The following is a 25,294-nucleotide window of genomic DNA, read 5'->3' as shown; positions in this document are numbered from 1 at the left end:
TTTCTCCCTATTTCTTTATAAATTTGATGTTGATTTTAACCAATTGGCAGCAGCATATAGTGTCGGAAACGAGAAGTTAGCATCAACCGTATTATCTTCTTTTCCGATAAAAATGGTGCTGCAGCCTGCCTTTCTCCCCGCTTCGATATCTACGTCCCGATCACCAATCATATAGCTCTTATCGATATCTATTTTATATTGTTCTGCAAGTTTCAGAATCATCCCAGCCTCAGGTTTCCTGCAGCTACAGCCTTCATTTGGCTTATGAATACAACTTGCTATGTCTTGTATTTCTCCTCCTTCAGATTCCAAATCAATCTTCATTTTCTTATGAATTTTCTCTAATTGTTCTTCAGTCATGTAGCCTAATCCCACACCACCCTGATTCGTTACGACAAATATCAAGTAATCTGCACTAGATAATAACCCGATGGCTTCTGGAACCTTATCTAAATAAAATAGGTCATTAGGTTTATTGACGAACTTTACTCTCTTAGTCAAAACCTCATTAATGACACCATCACGATCGATAAATACCGCTTTGTTTTTTGTCATAAATTAACTCCTTTTTGTCAATTAAATAAGGCTGTTTTCGTAATCATTGTTGTTATTCGAAAAGGGGGTCGTTGGTTAGAACGGAAGGATCTTGCTTTCCGCGAGGCGGGAGGTGGGCATCCACGTCACCTTGCTCCTGCTTAGGTCTACCTGTCCCGCTAATCTCGTAGGAGTCTCGCACCTGCAGCGAAGACCAGACTTTTAAAAAATTTATGTTCTAAAAAAACACCATTTTTTAGAAAACAGCCAAAAATAAAAAAAGTTTATGTCGGTTCCTGCGGTTTCCTTGGAAATAAGTCATGATTATTAAGGAAATGATTATAGTTTTATTTCGTCTAATTATAATTATTCAATCCTTCATCATTTTATCAAAATTATTGTAAAAGTTGGTAGTCTGTCCTTTTTTTCACTATTGAATCATCATATTGATTTTGAACGATCATCATCTTGAATTCGATTATGGAAATAACAAGATCTTTCAAACTATTAATAACTACTTTTAGGACAGTATTACATCATGAAGTTATTTCTTCAATTTTTGACAATTAATCTGTTGTTTGTCGAGAAGTATTTGGACAAATCATTATGAATATAGAATAAATACCGTAGCTCCAAACTATTCATATAGAAGTGTTTGTATAATAATCCTATAAAAAAGAAGCACCAATTGCTATTCGACATGATTATGTAAAATTTTTATATACATTATGTTAAATTTAAGAAGATTCAGAATTGCGTTCTGGCATTTCAATACTAATCTATTTACATATCGAAAAACGTAAACCTTATTTGATTTAACAATTTGTCTAATGAAAAAGACAAAAGTAAGAATTACAATAAAAAATGCGGAATATTCAGTTAAATGATCAAGGGATTATGAAAGCCTTTTTTAAAAGAGGGAATGTGGCATCAAAGAATTATGAAAGCGCTTTCTATTCATAATTATTTTGAAAGAGGAGGAAATGTAGATGTCTGATATGGTGAAAATTGGGCTTATTCAAGCAAAGCATGATGTTGATGGGAATGAGCCTGTCGACACCCATAAGGAAAAAGCCATTGAAAAACATTTAGGATTAGTTCGAGATGCTGCACAAAAAGGGGCTAAAATTGTATGTTTGCAAGAGATCTTCTATGGTCCTTATTTTTGTTCAGAACAAAATTCAAAATGGTATGACTCTGCAGAAGAAATTCCGAATGGCCCAACAACTAAGAAATTTCAAGAATTAGCAAAAGAATTAGAAATCGTTATTGTACTTCCGATATACGAGAGGGAAGGGATTGCGACATATTACAATACGGCTGCTGTCATAGACGCAGATGGAAAGTATTTAGGAAAGTATCGTAAGCAGCATATTCCCCATGTGGCTGTTGGAAATGAGGGACATGGTTTCTGGGAAAAATATTACTTTAAACCTGGAAATCTTGGATATCCAGTATTTGATACGGCTTATGCGAAGGTAGGGGTCTACATTTGCTACGATCGTCATTTTCCTGAAGGTGCACGTCTCTTAGGTTTAAAAGGAGCAGAGATCGTATTTAATCCCTCCGCTACTGTTGCCGGACTATCTGAATATTTATGGAAGCTTGAACAACCAGCACATGCTGTGGCGAATGGCTATTATTTAGGTGCCATAAACCGTGTTGGCGTTGAAGCTCCATGGAATATGGGGGAATTTTATGGACAGTCTTATTTAGTGGATCCTCGTGGATCATTTGTGGCAATAGCCAGTCGTGACCAAGACGAGGTGATCATTGGAGAAATGAATAAAAAAATGATTAGAGAAGTTCGAGATACATGGCAGTTTTATCGTGATCGAAGACCTGAAACCTATGGTGAAATGACTGCATTACTTCCTTAAAATCAGCAGGGGCTAAACTTAAATAGAAGTATAGCCCTTTTTATTTCATCTTTTTATTAGAAGGAGGGATCCGTTTTGAAACAATCGATTTCGTTAACGGATATTATCGACAATTTTAAAGAAGTAGAACCTGCATTATCAAACCGTGAGGCTATTGAAGAGGCGAATCGATGTCTTTATTGCTACGATGCACCTTGTATTACGGCATGTCCAACAGACATTGACATCCCATCGTTTATTAAAAAGATTGCTTCAGGTAATTTAAAAGGTTCTGCGAAAACAATTATGGCAGCTAATCCGGTTGGTGCAAGTTGTTCTAGAGTATGCCCTACAGAAGAACTTTGTGAAGGAGCATGTGTTTTAAATCATTCGACAAAACCAATTATGATTGGAAATTTACAACGCTATGCAACGGATTGGGCCATTCATAATCAGCAAACTTTGTTTCAAAAAGGACATTCCAATGGTAAAACGGTTGCAATAGTTGGGGGCGGTCCTGCAGGGCTGTCGGCTGCTAGAGAGCTTGCTTTATTAGGATATGAAGTGACAATATTTGAAGCGGAAGAAAAAGCAGGTGGATTAAATACGTATGGGATTGTGTCCTTCCGCTTACCTCAAGCAGTTTCCTATTGGGAAGTAGAACAAGTAGAAAAATTAGATGTTAAAATCCTTACAAATATTAGGGTAGGTCGAGATATACAAGCTGATGAAATTCTTTCAAATTTTGATTCAGTCGTTCTTGCAGCAGGAATGGCAAATGTACCCAATTTAAAGATTGAAGGTGAAGAGCTTGACGGAGTTCATGATGCGATTGAATTTGTGAAAAATACAAAAACCAAGTTATTGTCAGATGAGCTTGTCGGGAAGAAAGTTGTTGTGATTGGTGCTGGTAATACAGCGATTGATGGGGCTACTTGTTCTGTGAGATTAGGAGCTGATAACGTAAAAATCCTATATAGACGAACACAGGAAGAAATGTCTGCTTATGATTTTGAATATGAATTTGCTAAACAAGACGGTGTAGAATTCCGCTGGTTAACGGCTCCAAAAAAGATTATCGGGGATGAGAACGGTAAAGTAACTGGGATTGAATGCCTAAAAATGGAGCTTGGGGAGCCAGATGATGATGGTAGAAGACGTCCAGTTCCACAAAAGGGGTCTGAGTTCATTCTCCCGGTAGATCTCGTCATTAAAGCAATTGGGCAAACAAGACATATTGATTTAATCTATCAATTTGGGTTAAAACACCAGGGGGGAGTTGTCCAAATTGATCGTGAAAGTTATCAAACCTCTAATCCAAAGGTTTACTCATGTGGAGATATTGTTTTTGGAAAAGGTCAAGGGGAGGCAATGGTTGTTACGGCAGCACAGCAAGGAAAACTAGTGGCTCATAGTATCCATAGCAGTTTGTCCAAAATCATAAGTGCATAAGTAATGTCAAAGAGGGGGAACAAATATGGCTGATTTAAGTATTAATTTTGCAGGTATCAAATCACCTAATCCATTCTGGCTCGCTTCAGCACCTCCAACAAATTCTGGCTATCAGGTGCAGCGTGCATTTGAAGCAGGTTGGGGAGGGGCGGTTTGGAAAACTTTGGGTGACCCGATTATTAACGTATCTTCAAGGTTTGCAGCTGTTAGTTTTAATGGGCAAAGGGTTGCGGGTTTTAACAATATCGAATTAATAACAGATCGCCCACTTGAGGTGAATTTAAAGGAAATCTATGAAACGAAGAAAAAGTTTCCGAATCATGCAGTAATCGCATCATTAATGGTCGAACCGCAACAGGAAAAATGGCATGAAATCGTTAAAAAGGTGGAAGCAGTTGGAGTAGATGGATTAGAACTTAATTTCGGCTGTCCACATGGAATGGCAGAAAGAGGAATGGGATCAGCATCTGGTCAAGTTCCTGAGCTTGTTGAGAAGCAAACGTATTGGGCAAAAGAAGCAGCGAATACACCAGTAATTGTAAAATTAACTCCAAATATTACGGATATAACGGTTACAGCAGAAGCTGCAGTTAGAGGAGGGGCAGATGCTGTTAGTATGATTAATACCATCAATTCATTGGCAGGAGTGGACATTGATTCTTGGAATACAATTCCTCATGTTGCAGGTAAAGGAGCACATGGTGGCTATTGTGGACCTGCTGTTAAACCTATCGCTCTTAATATGGTGGCTGAGTGTGCACGTAACCCAAGAATAAATGTGCCGATATCTGGTATGGGTGGTGTATCGAACTGGGAAAATGCCGTTGAGTTTATGCTGATGGGGGCTAGTGGTGTCCAAGTTTGTACAGCTGCCATGCACCATGGATTTAGAATTGTAGAGGATATGATTGATGGCTTAAATAATTATTTAGAAGATAGAGGCATTGCATCCGTTTCTGATCTCGTTGGAAAAGCAGTACCAAAATTTTCAGATTGGGGAAATTTAGATTTAAATTATCAGGTTGTCGCTAGAATTAATAATGATGTTTGTATTAACTGCAACAAATGTCATATTGCTTGTGAAGATACGTCCCATCAGTGCATTGATATGTTAAAAGATAGTCAAGGTAATAGTTTTCTTCAAGTCAGGGAGGAAGATTGTGTTGGTTGTAACCTCTGCTCTATTGTATGCCCAGTGGATGGTGCGATCGATATGATTGAAATCCCTTCTGAATATCCTGTCATGACATGGAATCAACGTCAAGAAGCACTTAAAGCGACAAGTGATTGCAAGGTTGATTTAACAAAATAAGAGAGGAGATAGGCAAAACAAATGAAAAAAATAATAAAAAATGGATTGATTGTAACGGCGGCAGATACTTACAGAGCAAATGTTTTGATTGAAAATGGCAAAATTTCAGCTATTGGTACACATTTCGATGAGGATGGTGCTGAAATTATTGATGCAAAAGGGTGCTATATCCTTCCAGGTGGGATTGACCCGCATACACATTTAGATATGCCTTTTGGTGGAACAGTGACAAAAGATGATTTTGAAACAGGTACAAAGGCAGCTGCTTTTGGCGGTACAACAACTGTGATCGATTTTTGCTTAACTTCAAAAGGCGAACGATTAAAAAATTCAATTACTACATGGCATAACAAATCTAAAAATAAAGCATGTATTGACTATAGCTTTCACCTTATGGTTGGTGAAATCAATGATGAGGTTTTAGACGAGTTACCCCAAGTGATTTCAGAAGAAGGAATTACATCTTTTAAAGTTTTTATGGCGTATAAAAATGTGTTTCAAGCGGATGACGAAACATTATTTAGAACACTCCTTACCGCAAAGGATCTCGGAGCTCTTGTAATGGTTCATGCTGAAAACGGCGATGTAATTGATTATTTAACGAAAAAAGCTTTAGAAGAAGGGAATACGGATCCTATCTTCCATGCACTTACGAGACCACCGGAGGCAGAAGGAGAAGCTACAGGAAGGGCGGCACAGCTTACTGGACTTGCAGATTCCCAGCTCTATGTCGTGCATGTATCCTGTTCAAATGCAGTAGAAAAAATCGCTGAAGCAAGAAATAAAGGATTGAATGTTTGGGGTGAAACTTGTCCTCAGTACTTAGTATTAGACCAAAGTTATTTAGAACGTCCTAATTTTGAAGGGGCAAAGTATGTATGGTCACCTCCATTGAGAGAAAAATGGCATCAAGATATTCTTTGGAATGCCCTTAAAAATGGACAGCTACAAACATTAGGCTCCGATCAATGCTCATTTGATTTCAATGGTCAAAAAGATTTAGGAAGGGGTGATTTTACAAAGATACCGAATGGGGGTCCAATGATAGAAGATCGCGTATCCATTTTATTTTCAGAGGGGGTGAAGAAAGGAAGAATAACGCTAAATCAGTTTGTTGATATTACTTCAACTAGAATTGCCAAAATATTTGGTTTATTTCCTAAAAAAGGAACGATTGCGGTTGGGTCTGATGCGGACATTGTAATTTTTGATCCGAATGTGGAACGTGTGATTTCAGCTGAGTCTCATCATATGGCCGTTGATTATAATGCGTTTGAGGGAATGAAGGTGACAGGTGAACCAATCTCGGTTTTATCTAGAGGTGAATTTGTTGTTAAAGAGAAGCAGTTCGTAGGGAATCCTGGAAGTGGACAATTTATAAAACGGGCAAAATATGGTGATGAATTGAGTGAACAGGGAAGAGAGTCACTACAATCAACTCAAATATAAGATATATACCTCTACCTCTTATATGTTAAAAATTAAATGGACATGACAGAACGACTCCTTCAAGGGGATGAAATTTAGTAAAAGGTAAACATTCCTTAATTAGATGTGGCTTTAAATCCATTATGTTTCGTTCCCTTATAATCAATGAGCGTTTCAATTCGGAAGTTCATCTTTAATTAATGAAATCCGATATGAGGAGTGTTCACGATGAAAAAAAGCTATTTGAAATCTCCTGACTTATTACCAATTGGGGAGAATGGTAGAAAAATTACGATACTTGGTTATTCATTTATGTGGGTAGGGATGGTCGTTGTACTCGCTACATTCGCAATCGGTGGTGCAGGTGTCATGTCTCTCCCTCTACCGATGGTTATACTAGCAACGATTATCGGTTCGTTAGCAATAGGATTATTTATTTCATTGACTGGAGACATTGGAATTGAACACGGATTATCATTTCCGGTCTACATGAGAGCTCCCTTTGGTACAATCGGGACTCATATACCATCTTTGGTTCGTGGAGTAGCAGCTTCCATGTGGTTTGGAATCAATACGTATTTTGGTTCTACGGCAATGAATGGTATTTTAAATATTTTGTTTGGGTTTGATAATTGGTTTATCTGTTTTATCTTATTTGCTTCATTCCAACTAGTGAATACGGCTCTTGGAATTAAAGCGGTAGAAAGATTTGCTGATATTGCAGCTCCAGTTATTATCCTAATTTCTATTTGGATGTATAGTTCACTATCTGATACTGCTAAAGAGGCAGGAAGAGATATTTGGAGTTGGGCAGAAAATCCTGTAGCAGGAGGAGCTGCATTTTCAGCATTTTTAGTTGTTGTATTTAGTAATATGGGGTTTTGGGCAACATTAGCTGCAGATATACCATCTATTTCGAGGTTTATGAAAGCCCCAAAAAACGAGAAAAATTGGTTTAAAAGAAATAAAAGTTCATTAATTGGAAATTTAATTACACTTCCACTTACTCAGACATTTATGATTATTATCGGTGCAGTAGCTTATATCGCGGTATTAAATTATGATCCGGTAATCGCTCTTCAAGAGGCTGCAAGTGGCCTTATTTTAGGAATCCTATTGTTAATGATTGTTTTAGCTCAATGGTCGACAAATATAGCAGCTAATATTGTCCCGGCTGCAACGATCTTCTCAAATGTAGGGGGTCCTAAATTTCCGTTTTGGGCTGGTGTCATTACAGCGGGAGTTGTTGGAACCATTGTCCAGCCTTGGAACCTATTCGGAGTGATCATTCCAGTTCTATTATTCATTGGTGGAATTTTATCTGCCATTGTAGGCATTCTGGTGTCTGATTATTATTTTCTTAGAAAACGTAGAGTTAATGTCCCGCATCTGTATGAAAGCGGAGGTCAATACCGCTATATGAATGGTGTTAATATGGCTGGGTTTATTTCATGGCTTTTAGGTGCCACTGCTTCTTATTTTGTCCCAAATTATTCTTTTCTTGTAGGGTTTGGAATTGGTGCTGTTTGTTATTATTTCTTGGCCAAATATTGGTGGTTTAAATTGTACAAACAGGCAGAAATAGAAGACCCGGATGATCAGAAATATTTAGGAATTACGGTTGGACGTGATTGGGCGATCGAGGAAGAGATATTGGAAGAACCTATAGAAAATGTATCCCCTGGAGCTAATATTACGATTTAATATAAGAAAGGAGCACTCGTATGTCGGAGTACCAAACGTTTCTAACAGAAAGAGATCAAATTAATGTGCTCATAGCAAAAGGATACACCATTCATGGTGTTAGTGAAAACTTAAGTGGTGCGTTTCTAGAATTTAAACACACTAGTCGAAATGAAACAGAGATCCTTCATATTACAACAGCAGACGCTAGAAAGTACTTTTCGAATCTATTAGTCAATCATATATCTTAAGAGTAGGAGAGAAAATAATTGACTTCTGATATGTCCAAAGAATCATTGGAAGAGTTTCAGTCTCCAGAACAATTATTAGAATGGATATTGGATCTATGGGATTCTGCGATCCTTTCAGATTCTGAAAAATCAGACATCCTATTAAAAGAAATTCAACTTTATATCCCTTGTTAAATTATATGAAAGTGGCTGACCTAAAGAGTATATTGAATTATTTTAGGTTCAGCCAATTTTTCATATTTTCCTAACTTTGTTGAGATTATAAATTAGTCATTAGCTGCAAAAATAAAAACAAGGGCCATCAGTACATTCTTCAAGTCTAACCATCTACCATCGCTGCTTTCTAACATTAAGCACTCTATATAATGATGAGTTAGAGTTTATCTCTGTTAACAACAAGGTCAATAATCCTAGCTAAGTATCTATTGAGGGGTTGAATAATGAAAAAAAACACACCGATGCTAGTAAAAGATATACTTATACGTAAACATTTTGGAACGGCAAAGGTTGTGGCAGGTGAAAAAGGCTTATCAAGAATTATTAAATGGGTGCATGTTGTTGAAGTCATCCAGATTCAAAACCTGCTAAATGGGAATGAGTTAATTCTTTCAACGGGAATGGCACTTAAAAATGATAAAACATTCCTCTCAGTTCTACAGCAATTTATTACTAGTAATACGGCGGGCCTTTGTATTGAAATAGGTACGTTTATGAAAGTTATTCCTAGAGAAGTATTAACTCTTGCAGATGAAAATGACTTTCCGATCATTATTTTTGAAGAGGAAGTTCCCTTTGTTGAAATTACTCAAGATATACATTCTGAATTAATTAATAATCAGTACGAGCAACTCTCTAATCTTGAAAGGTATTCCCAACATTTAAATAAAAAATTATTAGAAATCCAAAGCGTTAATGATATTCTTCAAATTCTATTTAAAGAATTAGAATGTCAAATCATTTATAGAGAAGAAAAAAATGATGAGGTCTTTTATCCACCTTTATCATCGATTAGAAGAGATTTACTTGAAAGAAAATTAGATGATGTAGACAATCAATCTCACTATGCTGAAATTCCTATTTATTTACTAGGTCAAAAGCATGCTACTTTGAAGATCTATAAAGAAGATTTTCCGCTAAGTGAATTTGACCACCTTATTTTAGATAGGACATCAACGGCATTAGCCCAACATCTTTTACGAACGATATTTATTGAAGAAAAAAGAAGAACAGAAGAAACGAAATGGATTAACAATTGGTTAGAAGGTGAGTATTCATACGAACAACTAAGGGCTTATTTAGGTGAGCATGAACTAGAGTTGAATGGAAATGGAGCTGTTGTATGTTCTGCACAGTATGAAAAGAAAAAAAATCACCACAGTGTAGATATAACTTATGTTCAGTTGCTTTTTCGAACTATCTTTGAGCAAGAAGGATTTACAATTCTTATCGGTGAGAGAAGAAATCAGTTTGTGTTTATTCTACTGGACAAACGCCAGGTAAGTACATGGAAACAACGTTTAAAAGAAGCTCTTAATAGAATTTATGATTCAGATTTAGTAAATAAGAATATGATCAGCTTCGCTCATTTTGGTGTAGGTAAATACGTAGATGATTTAGAAGATCTCATAATAAGCTATGAATCTTCTATAGAAACTATAAGGGTGTATCAAAACAGTGAGTATCCCAATCGCTATTCTTTTTTTGAAGATTTACATCTTCATCGAATCCTTTCATTGCTTCATCATGAAAAGGATATGAAAGAACTTATCCTTGAATACTTAACACCAGTCATAGAGTATGATGAAAAGTATAATGGTAAACTTTTTCAAACGCTTCGAACCTATCTAGCATGTCATGGCTCTAAGCAGGAAACGGCGAAAAAGCTATTTATAGTAAGACAAACACTGTATCATCGGTTAGAAAAGCTTGAAAAGCTGCTGGGAAAAGATTTTATGAATCCTGAAAAAAGGGTAGCTATCGAATTTATGTTACATAGCTTTGAGTATCTTTTTCCAAAGGAGAAGAGAAAGCAGGTTACAGCAAAATAACTTGAAAATTCTTAGGTGATGAGGGTTAAAGTGTAGCATTTCAATATGTGTATATTTTACAAAATGTCTAATGAAACATCGTAACGAGTTAGAGATAATAAATACAAGAAATCAAAACTTTCAGAACAAGGAGGAGTATTTCATGGCAGTTACTAAAAATGAAACAACCTTATTAAAGAACTTTATTAATGGTCAATGGGTAAAAGCAGAGAGTCATGAAGCATTAGAAGTTCAAAATCCTGCAACTCGTGAAATATTGGCAACTGTTCCTATTTCAACTTTACAAGATGTAAATAAAGCAGTGACGGCAGCAAGAAAAGCATTTGAATCATGGAAAGACGTTCCAGTCCCAAAACGTGCAAGAATCCTTTTTAAATATCATCATCTATTAACCGAAAATCATGATGAATTAGCAAAGCTAATTGTGCTTGAAAATGGTAAGGCTTTCAAAGAAGCACATGGCGAGGTTCAACGCGGAATTGAGTGTGTTGAATTTGCGGCTGGAGCTCCAAGCTTAATGATGGGGGAAAGTCTCTCATCGATTGCTGAGAATATTGATTCTGAAATGTTTCGTTATCCGCTTGGAGTAGTAGGGGGGATTACTCCATATAATTTCCCAATGATGGTTCCTCTCTGGATGTTTCCTCTTGCTGTTGCATGTGGGAATACCTTCGTACTAAAACCCTCCGAACGGACTCCAATGCTTGCGAATAGGCTTGCAGAATTATTTACAGAAGCCGGTGCACCAAATGGTGTTCTAAATATTGTTCATGGTGCACATGATGTTGTAAATGGACTGATCACACATAATGATATTAAAGCAATTTCATTTGTCGGCTCTCAGCCAGTTGCGAAATATGTTTATGAACAAGCGGCTAGTAAAGGAAAAAGAGTTCAAGCATTATCAGGGGCAAAAAACCATCATTTTGTCATGCCTGACGCGGATATGGAAAAAGCCGTTAATCACGTCATTAGCTCAGCGTATGGAAGTGCTGGTCAACGCTGTATGGCATGTAGCGCTGTTGTAGTAATCGGGGATAACGATGAATTCGTTAGTGAATTAAAGAAAAAGGCTGACGAACTTCATATTGGAAATGGTATGGATGAAGAAGTTTTATTGACTCCTGTCATTCGTAAAGAGCATCGTGAGAAAGCATTAAGGTACATTGAAAAAGGAATAGAAGAGGGAGCAGACCTCATTCGTGATGGTAGGAAAGAAATGGACATAATGACAGAAGGGCATTATCTTGGGCCAACAATTTTTGACTATGTATCTCCTGATATGACGATTGCAAAAGAAGAAATTTTTGCCCCCGTATTGAGCTTATTAAGGGCAAAAGATTTAGATGAAGGCTTGGATTATCTAAGAAAATCTCGTTTTGGTAATGGAGCAACCATCTATACAAAAGATGCAAAGGCAGTTCGGCAGTTTAGAGAAGAAGCAGATGCAGGAATGCTGGGAATTAATGTCGGGGTACCAGCTACAATGGCGTTCTTTCCGTTTTCAGGATGGAAAGATTCCTTCTATGGTGATATGCATGTTAACGGGAAAGATGGTGTCAACTTTTATACAAGGAAGAAAATGATTACTTCTCGATTTGATTTTTAATCTAAGGTAAATCCAGTTCTGATGCCAAGGGATTAAGGAGACAAAATTTTACACATATCATTTATAGTTGCCGACCCTTTGGCATCTCCACTTTACTATTAGGAGGAGAAAGAATGGTGCAAACTGGATCTTCACAAGAAAAATGGTTGGATCAAGATGATAAGTTATTATGGCACTCAATGAAACCGTATAACCCAGATGGAACAATGGTTGTTTCAAAGTCAGATGGTTCTTGGATTACTAGTCATGATGGGAAAAGGTACTTAGATGCTATGGCTGGATTATGGTGTGTAAATGTTGGATATGGAAGAGAGGAGTTAGCAGAAGCTGCCTATAAACAGCTAAAGGAAGTAGCTTATTTTCCTTTAACTCAAAGTCACATTCCAGCCATTCAGTTAGCGGAAAAACTGAATGAATTATTAGGTGATGAATACGTAATCTTTTTTTCAAACAGTGGTTCTGAAGCAAATGAAACAGCATTTAAAATAGCTAGGCAATATCATCAGCAAAAAGGTGAGCATAACCGTTATAAAATAATCTCCAGATATCGTGCTTATCATGGAAATTCAATGGGGGCTTTAGCTGCTACAGGGCAGGCTCAACGTAAATATAAATATGAACCACTTGCCCCAGGCTTCGTACATGTGGTGCCACCTGATGCCTATCGTGAAAATACTAATGTCTCTAATCCACATGAATTAGCCTCTGTCAAAGCTATTGACCAAGCAATGACTTGGGAATTAAGTGAAACCATCGCAGCGATGATTATGGAACCGATCATTACAGGTGGGGGCATACTTGTTCCACCAGAAGGGTATTTGAAAGCGGCAAAAGAGATTTGTGAAAAACATGGTGCACTTATGATCGTTGATGAAGTCATTTGTGGGTTTGGAAGAACGGGAAAGCCATTTGGCTTTATGAATGAAGATGTCAAACCAGACATTGTGACAATGGCGAAAGGGATAACAAGTGCCTACTTACCTTTATCTGCTACTGCGGTTAAAAAAGAAGTATATGATGCGTTTAAAGGATCAGAAGAATACGATTATTTCAGGCATATTAATACATTTGGTGGAAATCCTGCCGCATGTGCACTTGCCCTTAAAAATATTGAGATTATGGAAAGGGAAGCCCTTTTTAAAAGATCTGAAGAAATTGGTGAGAAAGCATTGAACGAATTAAGAAATCTTCTTCAAACACATCCGTATGTAGGTGATGTTAGGGGAAGAGGTCTTCTAATTGGAATCGAACTCGTAAAAGATAAAGAAAGTAAGGTGCCATTGGCTGTTGATAAAGTCAATGAAGTAATTGCATTTTGTAAGGATGAAGGAGTTATCATTGGGAAAAATGGTGCTACTGTTGCAGGATACAATAATGTTTTAACTATATCTCCACCGCTAAATATTGAAATTGATGATATAAATTATGTCATAAAAACGGTAGTAGAAGGTTTGAAAAAATTAAACTAAATAGAAGAAGGGATTGACCTAAATGTGTCAATCCCTTCTTCTATTTAAATCCCCATAAAAAGTCGTTGATCAGACGGTCGACTTTCAATGTTTCATGTAAGCCACTATGACCGATCGAAGGATCATCAATGATTTTTTCATGATAATTTTCAGGGGGGACAATTTGCTTTAATCCTCTTGCACTGTTGACTCCTACCACCTGGTCACCTGTACCTGCAATCACTAAGCTCTGAACATTCTTAGGGAATTCTGATGACTCCCTAATTAATTTTAATAATGCATTAGAATTAGGTCGTAAATCGTTTACAGCTGCACCAGTGTTCACTTTGTGGTAAGACTCCTTTTCAATTCCAAGAAAAGGACTTCCAATCGTTATAAGTTTATGTGTCTTTGGAATAGCCATACTATTGGCATTTTCCTTAAGATAGTGGGTGATTACTAATCCACCCATGGAATGACCAACAAGGTTTACCGTCTCAACATAATATCGCTGCTTTATTTCTACCATCACTGAAGTTAACCATTTAGATGTATCTCCAAGGGTAGCCCTATTATTTTCAAACACTACCTGAACAAAAACTGGTTCTGATGGGGGAGTAGGAACACGACCGATAAAGTTTAATTCACCAAATTTTGAAACATAAACAATAAGCGTTCTATTCCCCCATGAGTATTCATTTTCAAAACGATCCATCATCGTTTTGAATGAATTAAACGTTCCCTTGTACCCATGAACGAATACTGTTGGATATAACTGTTGTTTAGTATATCGATTTTCCTGTGATTCGACATTCTCCGAACGAAACATAATATATAATACAGCCATAGAGAGTACTATTAGTAATCCAGCTGTTAAAGAAATCTTGCGAGCAAATGAAAACTTCATATTTTGTGCTCCTTTAATACGTTTACTATTATGATAGAACAATATAAAGGTAATGAAAATGACTTAGAAGAAATTTTTTTGTAAAATTACAGGTATTTTATGGATATTATATGCAGGGATGATGTTTCTGTTATAGTATTTGGCTTAATAAGCTTAATATGTAAAAAAGACTAATGAAAAGATTACCTTTTTCATTAGTCTTTAAACGGTTATAAGGATGATTTTGTAAATATGACAAAAATGAAATGAACTCTATAGGATTAACCCTTTAGAAAGCCCAATTCCCATTTCTGAAGATCGGTTCTTTAGTACCGTCTGTTCGTTCACCTTCAATATCTAGTTCGCCTGAACCAATCATAAAATCAACATGAATGATGCTATCATTAAAACCAATATTGTCTAGTTCCTCTTTTGTCATGTTTTTTCCTTTTTCAACACAAATATTCAGTGCGTTTCCAAGGGCAATATGACAAGATGCATTTTCATCAAATAATGTGTTATTGAAGACGATACCAGTATTTGAGATCGGCGAATCATGTGGAACAAGAGCCACTTCTCCTAAATATGGAGCACCCTCGTCCGCACTAAGTAAATTTTTTAATACTTCATATCCTTGTTCTGCTTGGAAATCGACTACTTTTCCATCCTTAAAAGTTAATGAAAAGTTTTGAATGAGATTTCCTCCATAGTTTAATGGCTTTGTACTCGATACCGTTCCATTTACACCCGTTTTTATTGGTATAGTGAACACTTCTTCAGTTGGAAGATTTGGAACGAAGTGAACTTCTTGATCATTGATAAATTCAGCACATAGCCATTTTGTTTGGGTATGGAGATCAATAGTCAGATCAGTGCCAGGTCCCTTGTAATGAAGTGTTTTATACTTCCTACGATTTAAATAATCTGCTCTCGTGTTCATTGCAGAGATATGCTCTTTCCACAATGGCACAGGATCTTCTTGATCTACCCTTGTCGTATAAAAGATTTGTTCCCATAGCTTAGATACAGCATCATCTGTACTAAGCTCAGGAAAAATCGTTTTGGCCCATTCCTTTGTAGGGATAGCGGCGATGAGCCAATTAATTCGGCCTCCGGAGATGTATTGGCGAAAATCCTTCATTGCTTCTCCAGCAGTTTTATTCACTAATGCTACTCGTGAAGGGTCAGAATCTTGGAAAATTTCTGGATTAGGAGCTGACAAATTTAATAATGCCATATTTTCTTTTGCCATTTCTAAGTAACCTTTTGCTTTCCACTGAGGAAAGTCCTTTAAGCCTTCATCTGTTGCCTTCTCGATTTTAATTTTTCGTAATTGTTCATCATCATAATCAACAATCACATTTTTTGCCCCGAGATCATAAGCCTTGCTTGTAATATCTCGTACAAAGGATGAAGCGGAAATAGGTGCATGAATGATCAGGCGTTGTCCCTTTTGTAAGTTTAAACCGACCTGAAGAATTAAATCTGCATAACGACTTAATTTAACTTGAAAAGTATTCATGGAAACCCCCCTTTATTTTTACATTTTAACTATACAATCGAATTCAGAAAATTACTAATAATAAATTTGCGAAATATAAAAATGGTAGCCATAAAGACTTACGCCTCACCATATGTATGGAGAGGCGTAAGTTTTAGGATTTACCTAAAAATCTTATTATTGCACTTCGTTAACGATACTGTCTGCTGGTGGTAGATCTTCATCTGAAGCAAATGCAGTTGTACCTGCACCAATCGCCATAATAGCAAGTGATACCACCAAAATTCTTCTTAATTTTTTCATTTTAACTCCTCCTAATCACCTAATATATTTTCATATGCAGCGTTTGCTTTCGTTAAATAGTGGGCTGCATATTTATATTTTCTAATTTCTTGGTAATATTGACCTAGAAATTTAGAAAACTGAGCAATATGATGCGGATTCCCATGCTTTTCAAAATAGGGGAGGGCTTCTTGGACCATGAATTGTTCAAATTCTTCACTGAAACCATTTGCTAAATACTCATAAATTTTTAATTGGTAGTACTTAGCAGGATATTGCGTTTTAGTAGCGATTAAAAACCCTTCTTTTAACCATTTATTCATTTCATCAAATTGGTTTAATTTGTAGTACTCTTTTACGAGGGTAACGAGTGTAGATAATTTACTTTCATTATGCTCGTTCTTAAATCCTAGACTCGTTAAGTAATGGACGATTGCTTCGTCTGTCAGGCCCTTTGTTGATTTAAGATATCCAAGATTTTGCTCAACATTTCCCCTTAAAAGGGTATATCTGTTAGTCTTACTGATTTCATTTGCCCATTCATAATGGAATAATGCTTCATCTATATTATGAGTTCTTCGATAGCACACACCTAATAATAAATGAACTTCTGCACAACGCTTGTTATGGTAGAGGCTTTGATAAAGGTCAAGTGATTTTTCTGAATAAATAATCGCAGTTGTATGTTTTCTTAATTGAACTAAAGCTAAGCTTATCCGATAGAACAAATCAGCTTTTTCTTCTTGCTGAGGAATTCTAGCTATCATAAAGAGATGCTCTGCTTCTTTAAAATGTTCAATTGCATTATCATATTTTTTTGTTGCATAATAATAGTTTCCAGTAAATTTACGATAATAAAATTTAAGTTGATCTGATAAATCTTTATAGTAGTGATGAATATCCGTAATAAGTCGAGAAGCTTCATCTAAATTATTCATTAATAAATGAAAGCGAATGAGCAAAATTTGATAGCCTGTTAGGATTGAGAACTCGTCGGCATCAGAAATGGTTGTTTGAAGAATCTTTCGTAATCTTTTAGATTCTTCAATATCGCTTCTTAATAATGCCTTGTTCCAATTCTGCAGAGCTTGTTTCATTATTTCATTGCTTTGTTCAATATTCTCAATTCCAAGTCTGTTACATAATAAGTCTAAAATTTCCTGGGAAGCATTAATTTGGTTATTCTCTATTTTTGAAAGATATGAAACAGAAAGAACCCCTTTAGCAAGCTCTTCTTGGGTTAGGTTTTTTCTTACACGATGGTAACGAATTTTACTTCCTATTGTCATTCACCATTACCTCCTACCCATAATGATTATATACAAGGAAACCTAATATAGAACATACATGAATATTGAGAAATACAGATCTATACCTTTCCAAACATTCAAGAAAATGAGAGTTACTTGTGAAAATTTTCTTACAATCTTTTAACCTATCTAAGAAGAGAATATCATACTTTTTATATATCTATTTGGAATATTCCTATAATTATATTTTTGAAAGAAATTGTTAGGATTTATTCGCTTTAGCAATTTAAAGTGCAAATGTTTGATATTAACTTTATGATATATTAATGTGGTAAAAAAAGAGTGATTTGGGTCAGGAGGTATTTAGTTTGATTGATCTACGTAGTGATACTGTTACAAAGCCAACAGAAGAGATGAGAAGGGCTTTATATGAAGCTGAAGTTGGAGATGATGTATATGGTGAAGATCCTACTGTAACAAAATTAGAAAAACTAGCAGCAAATATACTGGGTAAAGAGGAGGCATTATTTGTAACTAGTGGAACACAGGGAAACCAAATTGCAGTGTTAACCCATACGCAGCCTGGAAATGAGATATTACTAGAGGCAGAGTCACATATTTTTTATTATGAATCTGGAGCAGTTGCGGCATTTGCAGGTGTTCAGACAAGAACAATTATTGGGGAAAAAGGGGTAATGAATCCTAAAAGCATAGAGGAGTTTATCCGCGGCGAAGATCAACACTTCCCTGAGACGGGATTAATCTGTTTAGAGAATACCCATAATCGTGCTGGGGGAGCCGTTATACCTGTCCAAAATATGAAAGAAATTTATGCTGTTGCTAAAGAAAATGAGATTCCACTTCATGTAGATGGTGCAAGATTATTTAATGCAGCAGCTTCAATCAATACAGATGTTACTGAGTTTACACAGTATTGTGATACCGTTCAAATCTGTTTGTCAAAAGGGTTAGGGGCACCGGTAGGATCGATTATTGCCGGATCATCTGAATTTATAAATAGTGCAAGAAAATGGAGAAAACGTCTTGGAGGCGGACTAAGGCAAGTAGGAGTTCTTGCTGCCCCAGGAATCATTGCCTTAACCAAGATGAGAAATCGTCTAGCAGAGGATCATCTAAATGCACAAGTATTGGCATCTGGATTAACGGATATTCCGAAAATAAAAGTAGTTAACGATGTTGATACAAACATTGTCGTTATCGATGTAAAAGAACTAAGAGTTTCTTCAGATGAATTTGTTAAAAAACTTAAGGAAAATGATATCCTAGGAGTTTCATTCGGCCCCACTTTAGTGAGATTTACTACACATTATGATGTAACTGAAGAGGATATTATTAAAACGATAGAAACAATTCGACAACAATTTAAGTAATCAAGTTTTCACCAAGATATATTTCATGATTTTCATCAATAGTCTATAAAAAAGCCCCTGACAAATTTGGAATAGGTCAATCAATATTCATCAGGGGTTCTTTAAGAACTGACCACAACCAATCTTATTTATTGAGTTTGTTTGTGGCGATGTTTATGGTCCCATTTCATTATATATTGGTTTTCTTTTAACATTTGATAACGTTTATCTAAATGCTCTAACATTTTTTCACCTTTATCCTTTGGAATTACCCCAAATTCGATATACTTATTAATTAACTCAATTTTTGTTCCGTGAAGTTCTTCATGCAGCTTGGCTAACTCATCAATTTGTTCCTTACTCAAAGTAATTTTTTGATCATTTGGATTTGTAACTGCTTGTACATTCATCGGATTTCCAAATGACAGGATAAATACTGCTATCATCATAAGAGAAAATATTTTTTTCATAAATCATTCTCCTTTCTTAATCGCACCTATTATGTTCTATTCCAGGATAAAATATGTATTTATATAATGAATAGAGTAAAATGAATAAAAAAGGAAAATAGGAGGCTTTCACATGTGGAAGGAATTTTTATCAAGTATTGGAATTGGAAATGCGAAAGTTGACACAATTGTACATAATCCATCAGTAAAAAGGGGTGAAGAAGTTAAAGGAGAGGTACACATTACAGGAGGAGTCTCTACTCAAGTAATCGATGAGATTGTTTTACTCCTATATGTTCAGTATCGTGAAGATAAAGAAGATAGTGATTTTACCCATCATGTAAAAGAAGTTAGTGAAACTAGATTAGAAAAGATCGGGACAATTCAAGCAGGAGAAGAAAGGAAAATTCCATTTTCAATTGAAGTAAGTAAAGATCATCCTAACACAGATTCTAAATATGAAACATTTCTAAGAACGACATTAATGGTTTCACAAGCAATGGATCCAAAGGATGAAGATACGATTAATGTTTTATAGAATTATTTAGCTTAAGGCAATGAATAACCTATAATGATAAAAGGACTTTTTCAATGATTAGGTGTCGGGAACTATCATTTCAACACCTTCTTTAATAGAAAATACAATGTAATTCCCGACCTTATTGGATAGTTTAATGTGGAACCTATTATTGTTCTTTTGCATTATAATAGGTGACAGAAGTGAGTGCACCCTCGCTGACCATTTTGTTATCCTCTACATTCATCGGATCAGGGTTACCACCTTTTTTGATTGGGAGTTTATTTGATAATTCATTGCTTCGAAAACTCTTCCACTTATATTTAAGTTTTTCTGAAAGGTTATGAATCTTATTTCGATTTTCTTTGGAGGTTAGCATAATTCCGGCAGCGGCACCAATTAGAATGGTTGAACTTACTGGTCTAAGTTTCACGTTTAATTTCCTCCTTTTATTAATCAATATTTTCTTTAATATAATTACCACGTTAAAAAAAGAATAAACCCGCAAAAATATTAAAGGGCTATCCCAAGAGCTAGGTGTCAGGGAACTAAAATATCCATACATAGAAGGAACCTCAAGACAGCATCTATATATGGATAATAATAGTGGTTCCGAACTCCTTATGGGAATGCCCCTTTGTATTTAAAACCGTTATTTTTCTAAAGTTTCTTTTAGACGTTTATAATCCGCATTTATCGAGTTTCCAACGAATTTCTTTAGTATTGGCTGAGCAAGCTTGAAAAAATGCATGGCATCTCCTTCAACTATGGCGTAAACTTTAGTGCCAGTACCAACAGGCTCAACTGATCTTGTAACTTGTATAGGAAATGAACTTGCTGTGCTTTTAATTTTAATCAAATGATCTTCTTTAAAATCAGTAACAATGAAGGAAGAAACAATTTTCTTCCCTAAAAAAGATGCCTCTTGTTCATAAGTGGAGCCTATACCGATAGGGGCAGAGGTGGTAAATTGTGCTTTCTTCATCCCCTTTTGCCATAAAGTGTTGTTCTCAAAATTAGATATGAAGCGGAAAACTTCTTGATATTCTCTGTTAATGAAGATTTTGGACTCAACTTTAATCATTGATCTGTCTCAGCATAGCTTTTTAAGAAGGAGCCAAGTAATTCTTCCCAGCCTCCAGCATGTGCCTCTGCCCAATTTGGGTCAAGAAGTCCTACTGCTGAATGGGATAATTTTAAAAGGGTTGCGTCTCCTTGCTCCTTAAGGACATAGCTATATGAGCTTGTAACGGCCCCTTGCATTCCTAATAATCCCTGTAAACGTATTTCCTCATTTGGTTTTAAATAGGTAATAGTACCCCAAAGAGCGTCATCTCCATTTTTTCCGCTTTCTAAAAATTGCCCGCCTACCTTCGGTTCTAATGAGAAACTAGAGTCTTCCCCGCAGAGACGGTAAGCCCACCAGTTGTTTATATCTTTTGTTAGTGACGTAAAAACCTTTTCTTTACTTGCTTTAATCACGTATTCCTGTTCAATTTGAAATGAATCATGAACATACCCTTTTTCCATGTCATTCGAACTCCCTTCAAGATTGTTTTTTAATTTTAATATTGATGTTGCAAAGTTCCCTTGATAATTGCTAACCCATCGCTCGGAAATCATTTGAAGTGGGGCTACATTAATAAAATTCATTCTTAAACGGCCTTGTTTTCGATAGAGGATTAAATTCGCCTCATTTAAAATAGTCAAATGCTTCATGACGGCATATCGACTAACATTCTCAAAGTGATTGTTTAAATCACCTGTTGATTTTGGACCGTTTTTTAATATATCCAATATTTCAACACGTATTTCATGACTTAACGCCTTGAAGATATGGGATACATCATGACCAACCATTGCATCACACCTTTCTTTATATGTTACTATAAGGTAACGTTTTATATGTGACTAAATAGTAACATAACTGTTTCTCACATACAACACTTAATTTATTTTGTTATTATTCGTTGTATTTCAATATAGATTAAAGTTTTATGATTAAATTACTATTATCTATCCATTTTCATAGAAACGAAATGGGGGGAGCAAACTTGAAGGAATAAACAGAACTTTGTCGAATTAGAAAAAAGGAAAGGGGGGAGATATATATGTTTAATAGTATAAAAATGAACATTCTCTCGTTAAAAGAAAGAGACAGGATAAGAGATCGTTGGTTACTTGAAAGAGTTAATGAACTATTACCGATTTTAATGAAGAAACATAAGGTCGAATCCTGGATATTAGTAGGAAGGGAATATAATGAAGATCCTGTGTTAGAAACGTTTTTTCCATCTGCTATCGATAGTTCAAGTAGATTAACGATCCTGTTTGTTACTATGGTCAAGGGTCATTTTGAAAAATACATACTCAATGCTAATCCCAATTATTCTGATTATTATGAATTAGGGTGGGATTTTGAGGAAGAAACTCAGATGGAAGCATTGAAAAGGTTGGTGGAACAAAAAAAGCCTAAAAATATTGGATTGAATTATGGAAATCTCCATGCAGTTACAGATGGATTAACTTCATCTTTATATACTCAAATTATGAATATTCTTGGTGAATCCTATAAAGATAAGGTCATCTCAGCTGAAGGATTATCTATAGATTGGCTCCAAATACGTACGAACAGTGAATTAAATGCCTATCCGCATATAGCCGAATTAGCAAGATTTATTGCTAAGGAGGCACTTTCAAATACAGTTATTCATCCTGGAGTCACGAATACTCAAGAAGTAGTAGAGTGGATAAGACAAAGAGTAGTAGATTTAGGGTTAGATACTTCTTTTTATCCAACGGTAGATATCCAAAGAGAAGGGGAAAAGAGGGACAGGTTGGAAGGAGTCACAATTCTCCCAGGAGATGTTATTCATTTGGATTTTGGTATACGTTACTTAGGATTAACGACAGATACTCAACAACTAGCATATGTTTTGAAACAAGGTGAAAAGAAGCCACCAAGAGGGTTAAATGAAGGTCTGAAAACGGCTCTTCATTTAGAAGAGATTATAGAAGAACAGTTTATAGCTGGATGTTCTGGTAATGACATCTTTTCCGGTTCGATGGAAAAAGCAAAAGAATTGGGAATAAAAGCGATGATATACTCTCATCCCTTAGGGTATCACTGCCATGGAGCGGGTCCTCTTATTGGGTTATATGATCAACAGAATGAGATCCAAGGGAGAGGGGAACTTCCCATTGAGGATAATACTTGCTATGCAATGGAATTCAATATAAGGAAATTTGTCCCTGAGTGGAATCAAGTGGTCACTTTTTATTTAGAAGAACCAGTGGTCTTTACTAGTGGGCAATTATATTATCTGGCAACGAGACAAAAAGAATTTTATCTAATAAAATAGAAATAGTTGGAGGAAATGATTAGAGGCATTAAAAATTTTCATTTAAAATAATAGTTTGTATACGATTTTTAATTTTTTAGCTCATATTTTAAGGTTATGAGACGACTATTTAATTGAAACGAGGAGAAACGATGGCTGTAAAAAAATTCGAGCATGTCGGAATCCAAGTAAGGGACATTGAAGAATCAAAAAGATTTTATCAACAAGTGGTAGGTTTGGCGTTAATGGATGAATTATTACATAACGATGGGAAAATGAAACTCGCTTTTCTAGGGTTAAATGGAGATATTATTATAGAATTAATTGAAGGATACAATCCAGATCTACCCAAGGAAGGAAAAGTTCATCATATTGCCTTAACGGTAGATGAAATCGAATCTGAAAAGGAAAGGATTCAAAAAGAAGGGGTAAAGTTAGTTTGGGATGAGGTAACAAACCTTCCAAATGGAGCGAAATACCTATTCTTTTTAGGACCTGACGGTGAGTGGATTGAATATTATGAACCTCTTAAAAACTGATTCCTCATGCGAATCGGTTTTTTTATGGGTAAAAAAATATATATTGAAAGGATTTGTCAGGTGTTTTATAGAATAGTATTTTAGGTCTTATAACCTAGTTCTAGTTTAAAAGGGAGTGTCATAGTTTTGGAATTACAAACAGGTGATTTATTGTTTATAAGAGGTGACTTCCTTAAGTCACCACTCATAAAGTGGTTTTTAAATTCAAAGTATTCTCATGTTGCTATGGTTTATGACTCTACAACTATTTGTGAAGTGGACACAGATAAAAAGATGGAGATCATACCAAATCCTTATCAAGAATTTGATGTATACCGCTATATTGGAAATTTAACACTAGAGCAACAAGCTGATATGCAAAAATTCTTGAAAGAAAAGTGCAAAACATCAGAGGGGTATGATTGGTGGAGGATTCTATCAATACTATTAAAAAGATATTTTAAAACAAATCTAGTGATTCATCAGCCAAATCGCTATATTTGTTCTGAAATTATCGATAAAGCTTATCAACATATTGGGATTGACGTGATAAAAAACAGAGTGACGGGTGATGTTACACCAGTAGACCTTTTACATTCTAGTGCATTTAGGAAAATGGATGTAATTTCAATTGAAGCCAATCATAAAACGATTGGCTAATTATAAAGTCCTGCTTCAACATCATCTTTTGTGATGGAGTGAAGCGGGACTTCTTTGTGAAATTATTAATGTGCTTTTCGTATGATGTTCAAAATTTGTTTAATGTTGAGTCTTTTATTCTTTAAGCAAATGGTGTATCAACCGGTTTCGATCAGAGAAAAATTGCTTCATTAAACTGTAATGATTCGTTTCTTCAAGATTGACAACTTTTGCGCCTTTTTCTGATAACTCATAAATTCTTGATTGGGGATATGCCATCATGATTGGAGAATGTGTAGCAATAATAAATTGAGAATCCTTGGTAACAAGCTCATGAATGATCGACAAAAGAGACATTTGTCTTAAGGGAGAAAGGGCAGCTTCTGGTTCGTCTAATATATAAAGACCATTTCCACGAAATCTATGTGAAAAAGTGGAGAAAAATGATTCACCATGAGATTGTTCATGGAGAGATGCCCCACCAAATGAATCCTTTACTTTTGGACCAGCTTTTGGTTCAGAGTCAAGGTTTTCAATATTACTTGCTACATTATAAAATGTTTCTGCTCTCAAGAAAAATCCGTCTTTTGGTTTTTTAATCCCTTTAATTAAGCGAATATACTGATCTAAGACAGAATGTGAATCGAAAGTAGAGAATTGAAAATTAAAGCTGCCTCCTTCTGCATTAAAGCCAGCAGCAATTGCAATTGCCTCAAGAAGCGTTGATTTTCCCATTCCGTTTTCTCCTACGAGATAAGTGACATTTGGATGTAAATGAAGGTCTGGACAACTCTGTACTATTGGTAGGTTAAATGGATATTTGTCAAAGGGAGGAAATATAGTTCGATTTACAGAAACTTTTCTAATATATTGATTTTTTTCAGTTAACCTCATGAGCATAACTCCTAATATGGAAT

Annotated in this window: 25 protein-coding genes; 15 read left to right on the top strand and 10 right to left on the bottom strand. The window is 35.7% G+C overall.

What is annotated here, in order from left to right; all coding sequences use genetic code 11:
* Positions 1 to 15 precede the first annotated feature (15 nt).
* Positions 16 to 555: a D-glycero-alpha-D-manno-heptose-1,7-bisphosphate 7-phosphatase gene (locus tag JOC86_RS02910; RefSeq protein WP_205168267.1), complete on the bottom strand. Its 540-nt coding sequence runs from the start codon at positions 553 to 555 to the stop codon at positions 16 to 18.
* Positions 556 to 1,523: 968 nt separating this feature from the next.
* Between JOC86_RS02910 and JOC86_RS02905 the strand changes: the two genes are divergently transcribed.
* The 10 genes from JOC86_RS02905 to JOC86_RS02860 all read left to right on the top strand — a co-directional run bounded on the left by JOC86_RS02905 (position 1,524) and on the right by JOC86_RS02860 (position 13,645).
* A complete protein-coding gene (locus JOC86_RS02905) occupies positions 1,524 to 2,414 on the top strand; it encodes a nitrilase-related carbon-nitrogen hydrolase (RefSeq protein WP_205168266.1) in 891 nt (296 codons plus the stop codon).
* A 75-nt stretch (positions 2,415 to 2,489) separates the two neighbouring features.
* The gene (locus tag JOC86_RS02900; protein WP_205168265.1) at positions 2,490 to 3,845 is read left to right on the top strand and encodes an NAD(P)-dependent oxidoreductase; all 1,356 of its coding nucleotides are present in this window, start codon (positions 2,490 to 2,492) and stop codon (positions 3,843 to 3,845) included.
* A 25-nt stretch (positions 3,846 to 3,870) separates the two neighbouring features.
* Entirely contained in the window at positions 3,871 to 5,157 is a 1,287-nt protein-coding gene (gene preA, locus JOC86_RS02895; RefSeq protein ID WP_205168264.1) for an NAD-dependent dihydropyrimidine dehydrogenase subunit PreA, read from the top strand.
* Between the two features lie 21 nt (positions 5,158 to 5,178).
* On the top strand, positions 5,179 to 6,606 hold the full coding sequence (hydA, locus tag JOC86_RS02890; RefSeq protein ID WP_205168263.1) for a dihydropyrimidinase: 1,428 nt from the start codon (positions 5,179 to 5,181) through the stop codon (positions 6,604 to 6,606).
* 207 nt (positions 6,607 to 6,813) lie between these two features.
* The gene (locus JOC86_RS02885) at positions 6,814 to 8,289 is read left to right on the top strand and encodes an NCS1 family transporter (RefSeq protein ID WP_205168262.1); all 1,476 of its coding nucleotides are present in this window, start codon (positions 6,814 to 6,816) and stop codon (positions 8,287 to 8,289) included.
* Between the two features lie 20 nt (positions 8,290 to 8,309).
* A complete protein-coding gene (locus JOC86_RS02880) occupies positions 8,310 to 8,519 on the top strand; it encodes a hypothetical protein (protein ID WP_205168261.1) in 210 nt (69 codons plus the stop codon).
* An 18-nt stretch (positions 8,520 to 8,537) separates the two neighbouring features.
* Entirely contained in the window at positions 8,538 to 8,693 is a 156-nt protein-coding gene (locus JOC86_RS02875) for a hypothetical protein (protein WP_205168260.1), read from the top strand.
* Positions 8,694 to 8,959: 266 nt separating this feature from the next.
* Positions 8,960 to 10,567 (top strand): PucR family transcriptional regulator, encoded by a 1,608-nt coding sequence (locus tag JOC86_RS02870; RefSeq protein ID WP_205168259.1) that lies wholly within the window; start codon positions 8,960 to 8,962, stop codon positions 10,565 to 10,567.
* A 142-nt stretch (positions 10,568 to 10,709) separates the two neighbouring features.
* Complete coding sequence (locus JOC86_RS02865; protein WP_205168258.1) at positions 10,710 to 12,176, top strand: CoA-acylating methylmalonate-semialdehyde dehydrogenase; 1,467 nt, start codon at positions 10,710 to 10,712, stop codon at positions 12,174 to 12,176.
* A 113-nt stretch (positions 12,177 to 12,289) separates the two neighbouring features.
* Positions 12,290 to 13,645: an aspartate aminotransferase family protein gene (locus JOC86_RS02860; protein ID WP_205168257.1), complete on the top strand. Its 1,356-nt coding sequence runs from the start codon at positions 12,290 to 12,292 to the stop codon at positions 13,643 to 13,645.
* Between the two features lie 40 nt (positions 13,646 to 13,685).
* Here the strand turns inward: JOC86_RS02860 and JOC86_RS02855 are convergent, their stop codons facing one another.
* The 4 genes from JOC86_RS02855 to JOC86_RS02845 form a co-directional block, all read right to left on the bottom strand.
* Positions 13,686 to 14,531, bottom strand: a complete 846-nt coding sequence (locus JOC86_RS02855) for an alpha/beta hydrolase (protein ID WP_205168256.1) — start codon at positions 14,529 to 14,531, stop codon at positions 13,686 to 13,688.
* Between the two features lie 268 nt (positions 14,532 to 14,799).
* Positions 14,800 to 16,032 (bottom strand): aminopeptidase, encoded by a 1,233-nt coding sequence (locus tag JOC86_RS02850; protein ID WP_205168255.1) that lies wholly within the window; start codon positions 16,030 to 16,032, stop codon positions 14,800 to 14,802.
* 156 nt (positions 16,033 to 16,188) lie between these two features.
* Positions 16,189 to 16,314 carry a hypothetical protein gene (locus tag JOC86_RS24905; RefSeq protein ID WP_275583361.1) on the bottom strand — a complete coding sequence of 42 codons (126 nt, stop codon included), beginning with the start codon at positions 16,312 to 16,314 and terminating at the stop codon, positions 16,189 to 16,191.
* An 11-nt stretch (positions 16,315 to 16,325) separates the two neighbouring features.
* Positions 16,326 to 17,582: a helix-turn-helix transcriptional regulator gene (locus tag JOC86_RS02845; protein ID WP_205168254.1), complete on the bottom strand. Its 1,257-nt coding sequence runs from the start codon at positions 17,580 to 17,582 to the stop codon at positions 16,326 to 16,328.
* A gap of 329 nt (positions 17,583 to 17,911) precedes the next feature.
* Between JOC86_RS02845 and ltaE the strand changes: the two genes are divergently transcribed.
* The gene (gene ltaE, locus JOC86_RS02840; RefSeq protein ID WP_205168253.1) at positions 17,912 to 18,934 is read left to right on the top strand and encodes a low-specificity L-threonine aldolase; all 1,023 of its coding nucleotides are present in this window, start codon (positions 17,912 to 17,914) and stop codon (positions 18,932 to 18,934) included.
* A 128-nt stretch (positions 18,935 to 19,062) separates the two neighbouring features.
* Here ltaE and JOC86_RS02835 read toward each other — a convergent pair whose 3' ends face one another.
* Positions 19,063 to 19,383 (bottom strand): DUF2680 domain-containing protein, encoded by a 321-nt coding sequence (locus tag JOC86_RS02835; RefSeq protein WP_205168252.1) that lies wholly within the window; start codon positions 19,381 to 19,383, stop codon positions 19,063 to 19,065.
* A 112-nt stretch (positions 19,384 to 19,495) separates the two neighbouring features.
* Here JOC86_RS02835 and JOC86_RS02830 point away from each other — a divergent pair, with 112 nt between their 5' ends.
* Positions 19,496 to 19,900, top strand: coding sequence for a sporulation protein (locus JOC86_RS02830; protein WP_205168251.1), 405 nt, complete (start codon positions 19,496 to 19,498; stop codon positions 19,898 to 19,900).
* Positions 19,901 to 20,048: 148 nt separating this feature from the next.
* Here the strand turns inward: JOC86_RS02830 and JOC86_RS02825 are convergent, their stop codons facing one another.
* The 3 genes from JOC86_RS02825 to JOC86_RS02815 all read right to left on the bottom strand — a co-directional run bounded on the left by JOC86_RS02825 (position 20,049) and on the right by JOC86_RS02815 (position 21,739).
* Positions 20,049 to 20,312 carry a hypothetical protein gene (locus JOC86_RS02825; protein WP_205168250.1) on the bottom strand — a complete coding sequence of 88 codons (264 nt, stop codon included), beginning with the start codon at positions 20,310 to 20,312 and terminating at the stop codon, positions 20,049 to 20,051.
* A 219-nt stretch (positions 20,313 to 20,531) separates the two neighbouring features.
* The gene (locus JOC86_RS02820) at positions 20,532 to 20,963 is read right to left on the bottom strand and encodes an SRPBCC family protein (RefSeq protein WP_205168249.1); all 432 of its coding nucleotides are present in this window, start codon (positions 20,961 to 20,963) and stop codon (positions 20,532 to 20,534) included.
* A complete protein-coding gene (locus tag JOC86_RS02815; RefSeq protein ID WP_205168248.1) occupies positions 20,960 to 21,739 on the bottom strand; it encodes an SRPBCC domain-containing protein in 780 nt (259 codons plus the stop codon). Before JOC86_RS02815 ends, JOC86_RS02820 begins: the two co-directional genes overlap by 4 nt.
* Positions 21,740 to 21,990: 251 nt before the next feature.
* Between JOC86_RS02815 and JOC86_RS02810 the strand changes: the two genes are divergently transcribed.
* The 3 genes from JOC86_RS02810 (at position 21,991) to JOC86_RS02800 (ending at position 24,398) form a co-directional block, all read left to right on the top strand.
* Positions 21,991 to 23,241: a M24 family metallopeptidase gene (locus JOC86_RS02810; protein WP_205168247.1), complete on the top strand. Its 1,251-nt coding sequence runs from the start codon at positions 21,991 to 21,993 to the stop codon at positions 23,239 to 23,241.
* Between the two features lie 131 nt (positions 23,242 to 23,372).
* Complete coding sequence (locus JOC86_RS02805; RefSeq protein WP_205168246.1) at positions 23,373 to 23,759, top strand: VOC family protein; 387 nt, start codon at positions 23,373 to 23,375, stop codon at positions 23,757 to 23,759.
* A 126-nt stretch (positions 23,760 to 23,885) separates the two neighbouring features.
* The gene (locus JOC86_RS02800; protein WP_205168245.1) at positions 23,886 to 24,398 is read left to right on the top strand and encodes a C40 family peptidase; all 513 of its coding nucleotides are present in this window, start codon (positions 23,886 to 23,888) and stop codon (positions 24,396 to 24,398) included.
* A gap of 114 nt (positions 24,399 to 24,512) precedes the next feature.
* Here JOC86_RS02800 and JOC86_RS02795 read toward each other — a convergent pair whose 3' ends face one another.
* A complete protein-coding gene (locus tag JOC86_RS02795) occupies positions 24,513 to 25,271 on the bottom strand; it encodes an AAA family ATPase (protein WP_205168244.1) in 759 nt (252 codons plus the stop codon).
* Between the last annotated feature and the right edge of the window lie 23 nt (positions 25,272 to 25,294).

It is taken from the genome of Rossellomorea pakistanensis, from assembly GCF_016908495.1.
GTDB lineage: Bacteria > Bacillota > Bacilli > Bacillales > Bacillaceae_B > Rossellomorea > Rossellomorea pakistanensis.
This window is presented reverse-complemented; position numbering and strand designations above follow the sequence as displayed.

Bases quoted from the DNA above. Each gene is read 5' to 3' on its own strand.
- JOC86_RS02910 (WP_205168267.1), bottom strand. From the start codon at position 555: ATGACAAAAAACAAAGCGGTATTTATCGATCGTGATGGTGTCATTAAT.
- JOC86_RS02880 (WP_205168261.1), top strand. From the start codon at position 8,310: ATGTCGGAGTACCAAACGTTTCTAACAGAAAGAGATCAAATTAATGTG.
- JOC86_RS02860 (WP_205168257.1), top strand. From the start codon at position 12,290: ATGGTGCAAACTGGATCTTCACAAGAAAAATGGTTGGATCAAGATGAT.
- JOC86_RS02820 (WP_205168249.1), bottom strand. From the start codon at position 20,963: ATGATTAAAGTTGAGTCCAAAATCTTCATTAACAGAGAATATCAAGAA.
- JOC86_RS02795 (WP_205168244.1), bottom strand. From the start codon at position 25,271: ATGAGGTTAACTGAAAAAAATCAATATATTAGAAAAGTTTCTGTAAAT.
- JOC86_RS02835 (WP_205168252.1), bottom strand. From the start codon at position 19,383: ATGAAAAAAATATTTTCTCTTATGATGATAGCAGTATTTATCCTGTCA.
- JOC86_RS02885 (WP_205168262.1), top strand. From the start codon at position 6,814: ATGAAAAAAAGCTATTTGAAATCTCCTGACTTATTACCAATTGGGGAG.
- JOC86_RS02850 (WP_205168255.1), bottom strand. From the start codon at position 16,032: ATGAATACTTTTCAAGTTAAATTAAGTCGTTATGCAGATTTAATTCTT.
- JOC86_RS24905 (WP_275583361.1), bottom strand. From the start codon at position 16,314: ATGAAAAAATTAAGAAGAATTTTGGTGGTATCACTTGCTATTATGGCG.
- JOC86_RS02805 (WP_205168246.1), top strand. From the start codon at position 23,373: ATGGCTGTAAAAAAATTCGAGCATGTCGGAATCCAAGTAAGGGACATT.
- JOC86_RS02845 (WP_205168254.1), bottom strand. From the start codon at position 17,582: ATGACAATAGGAAGTAAAATTCGTTACCATCGTGTAAGAAAAAACCTA.
- JOC86_RS02855 (WP_205168256.1), bottom strand. From the start codon at position 14,531: ATGAAGTTTTCATTTGCTCGCAAGATTTCTTTAACAGCTGGATTACTA.
- JOC86_RS02830 (WP_205168251.1), top strand. From the start codon at position 19,496: ATGTGGAAGGAATTTTTATCAAGTATTGGAATTGGAAATGCGAAAGTT.
- preA (WP_205168264.1), top strand. From the start codon at position 3,871: ATGGCTGATTTAAGTATTAATTTTGCAGGTATCAAATCACCTAATCCA.
- JOC86_RS02815 (WP_205168248.1), bottom strand. From the start codon at position 21,739: ATGGTTGGTCATGATGTATCCCATATCTTCAAGGCGTTAAGTCATGAA.
- JOC86_RS02810 (WP_205168247.1), top strand. From the start codon at position 21,991: ATGTTTAATAGTATAAAAATGAACATTCTCTCGTTAAAAGAAAGAGAC.
- JOC86_RS02870 (WP_205168259.1), top strand. From the start codon at position 8,960: ATGAAAAAAAACACACCGATGCTAGTAAAAGATATACTTATACGTAAA.
- hydA (WP_205168263.1), top strand. From the start codon at position 5,179: ATGAAAAAAATAATAAAAAATGGATTGATTGTAACGGCGGCAGATACT.
- JOC86_RS02865 (WP_205168258.1), top strand. From the start codon at position 10,710: ATGGCAGTTACTAAAAATGAAACAACCTTATTAAAGAACTTTATTAAT.
- JOC86_RS02905 (WP_205168266.1), top strand. From the start codon at position 1,524: ATGTCTGATATGGTGAAAATTGGGCTTATTCAAGCAAAGCATGATGTT.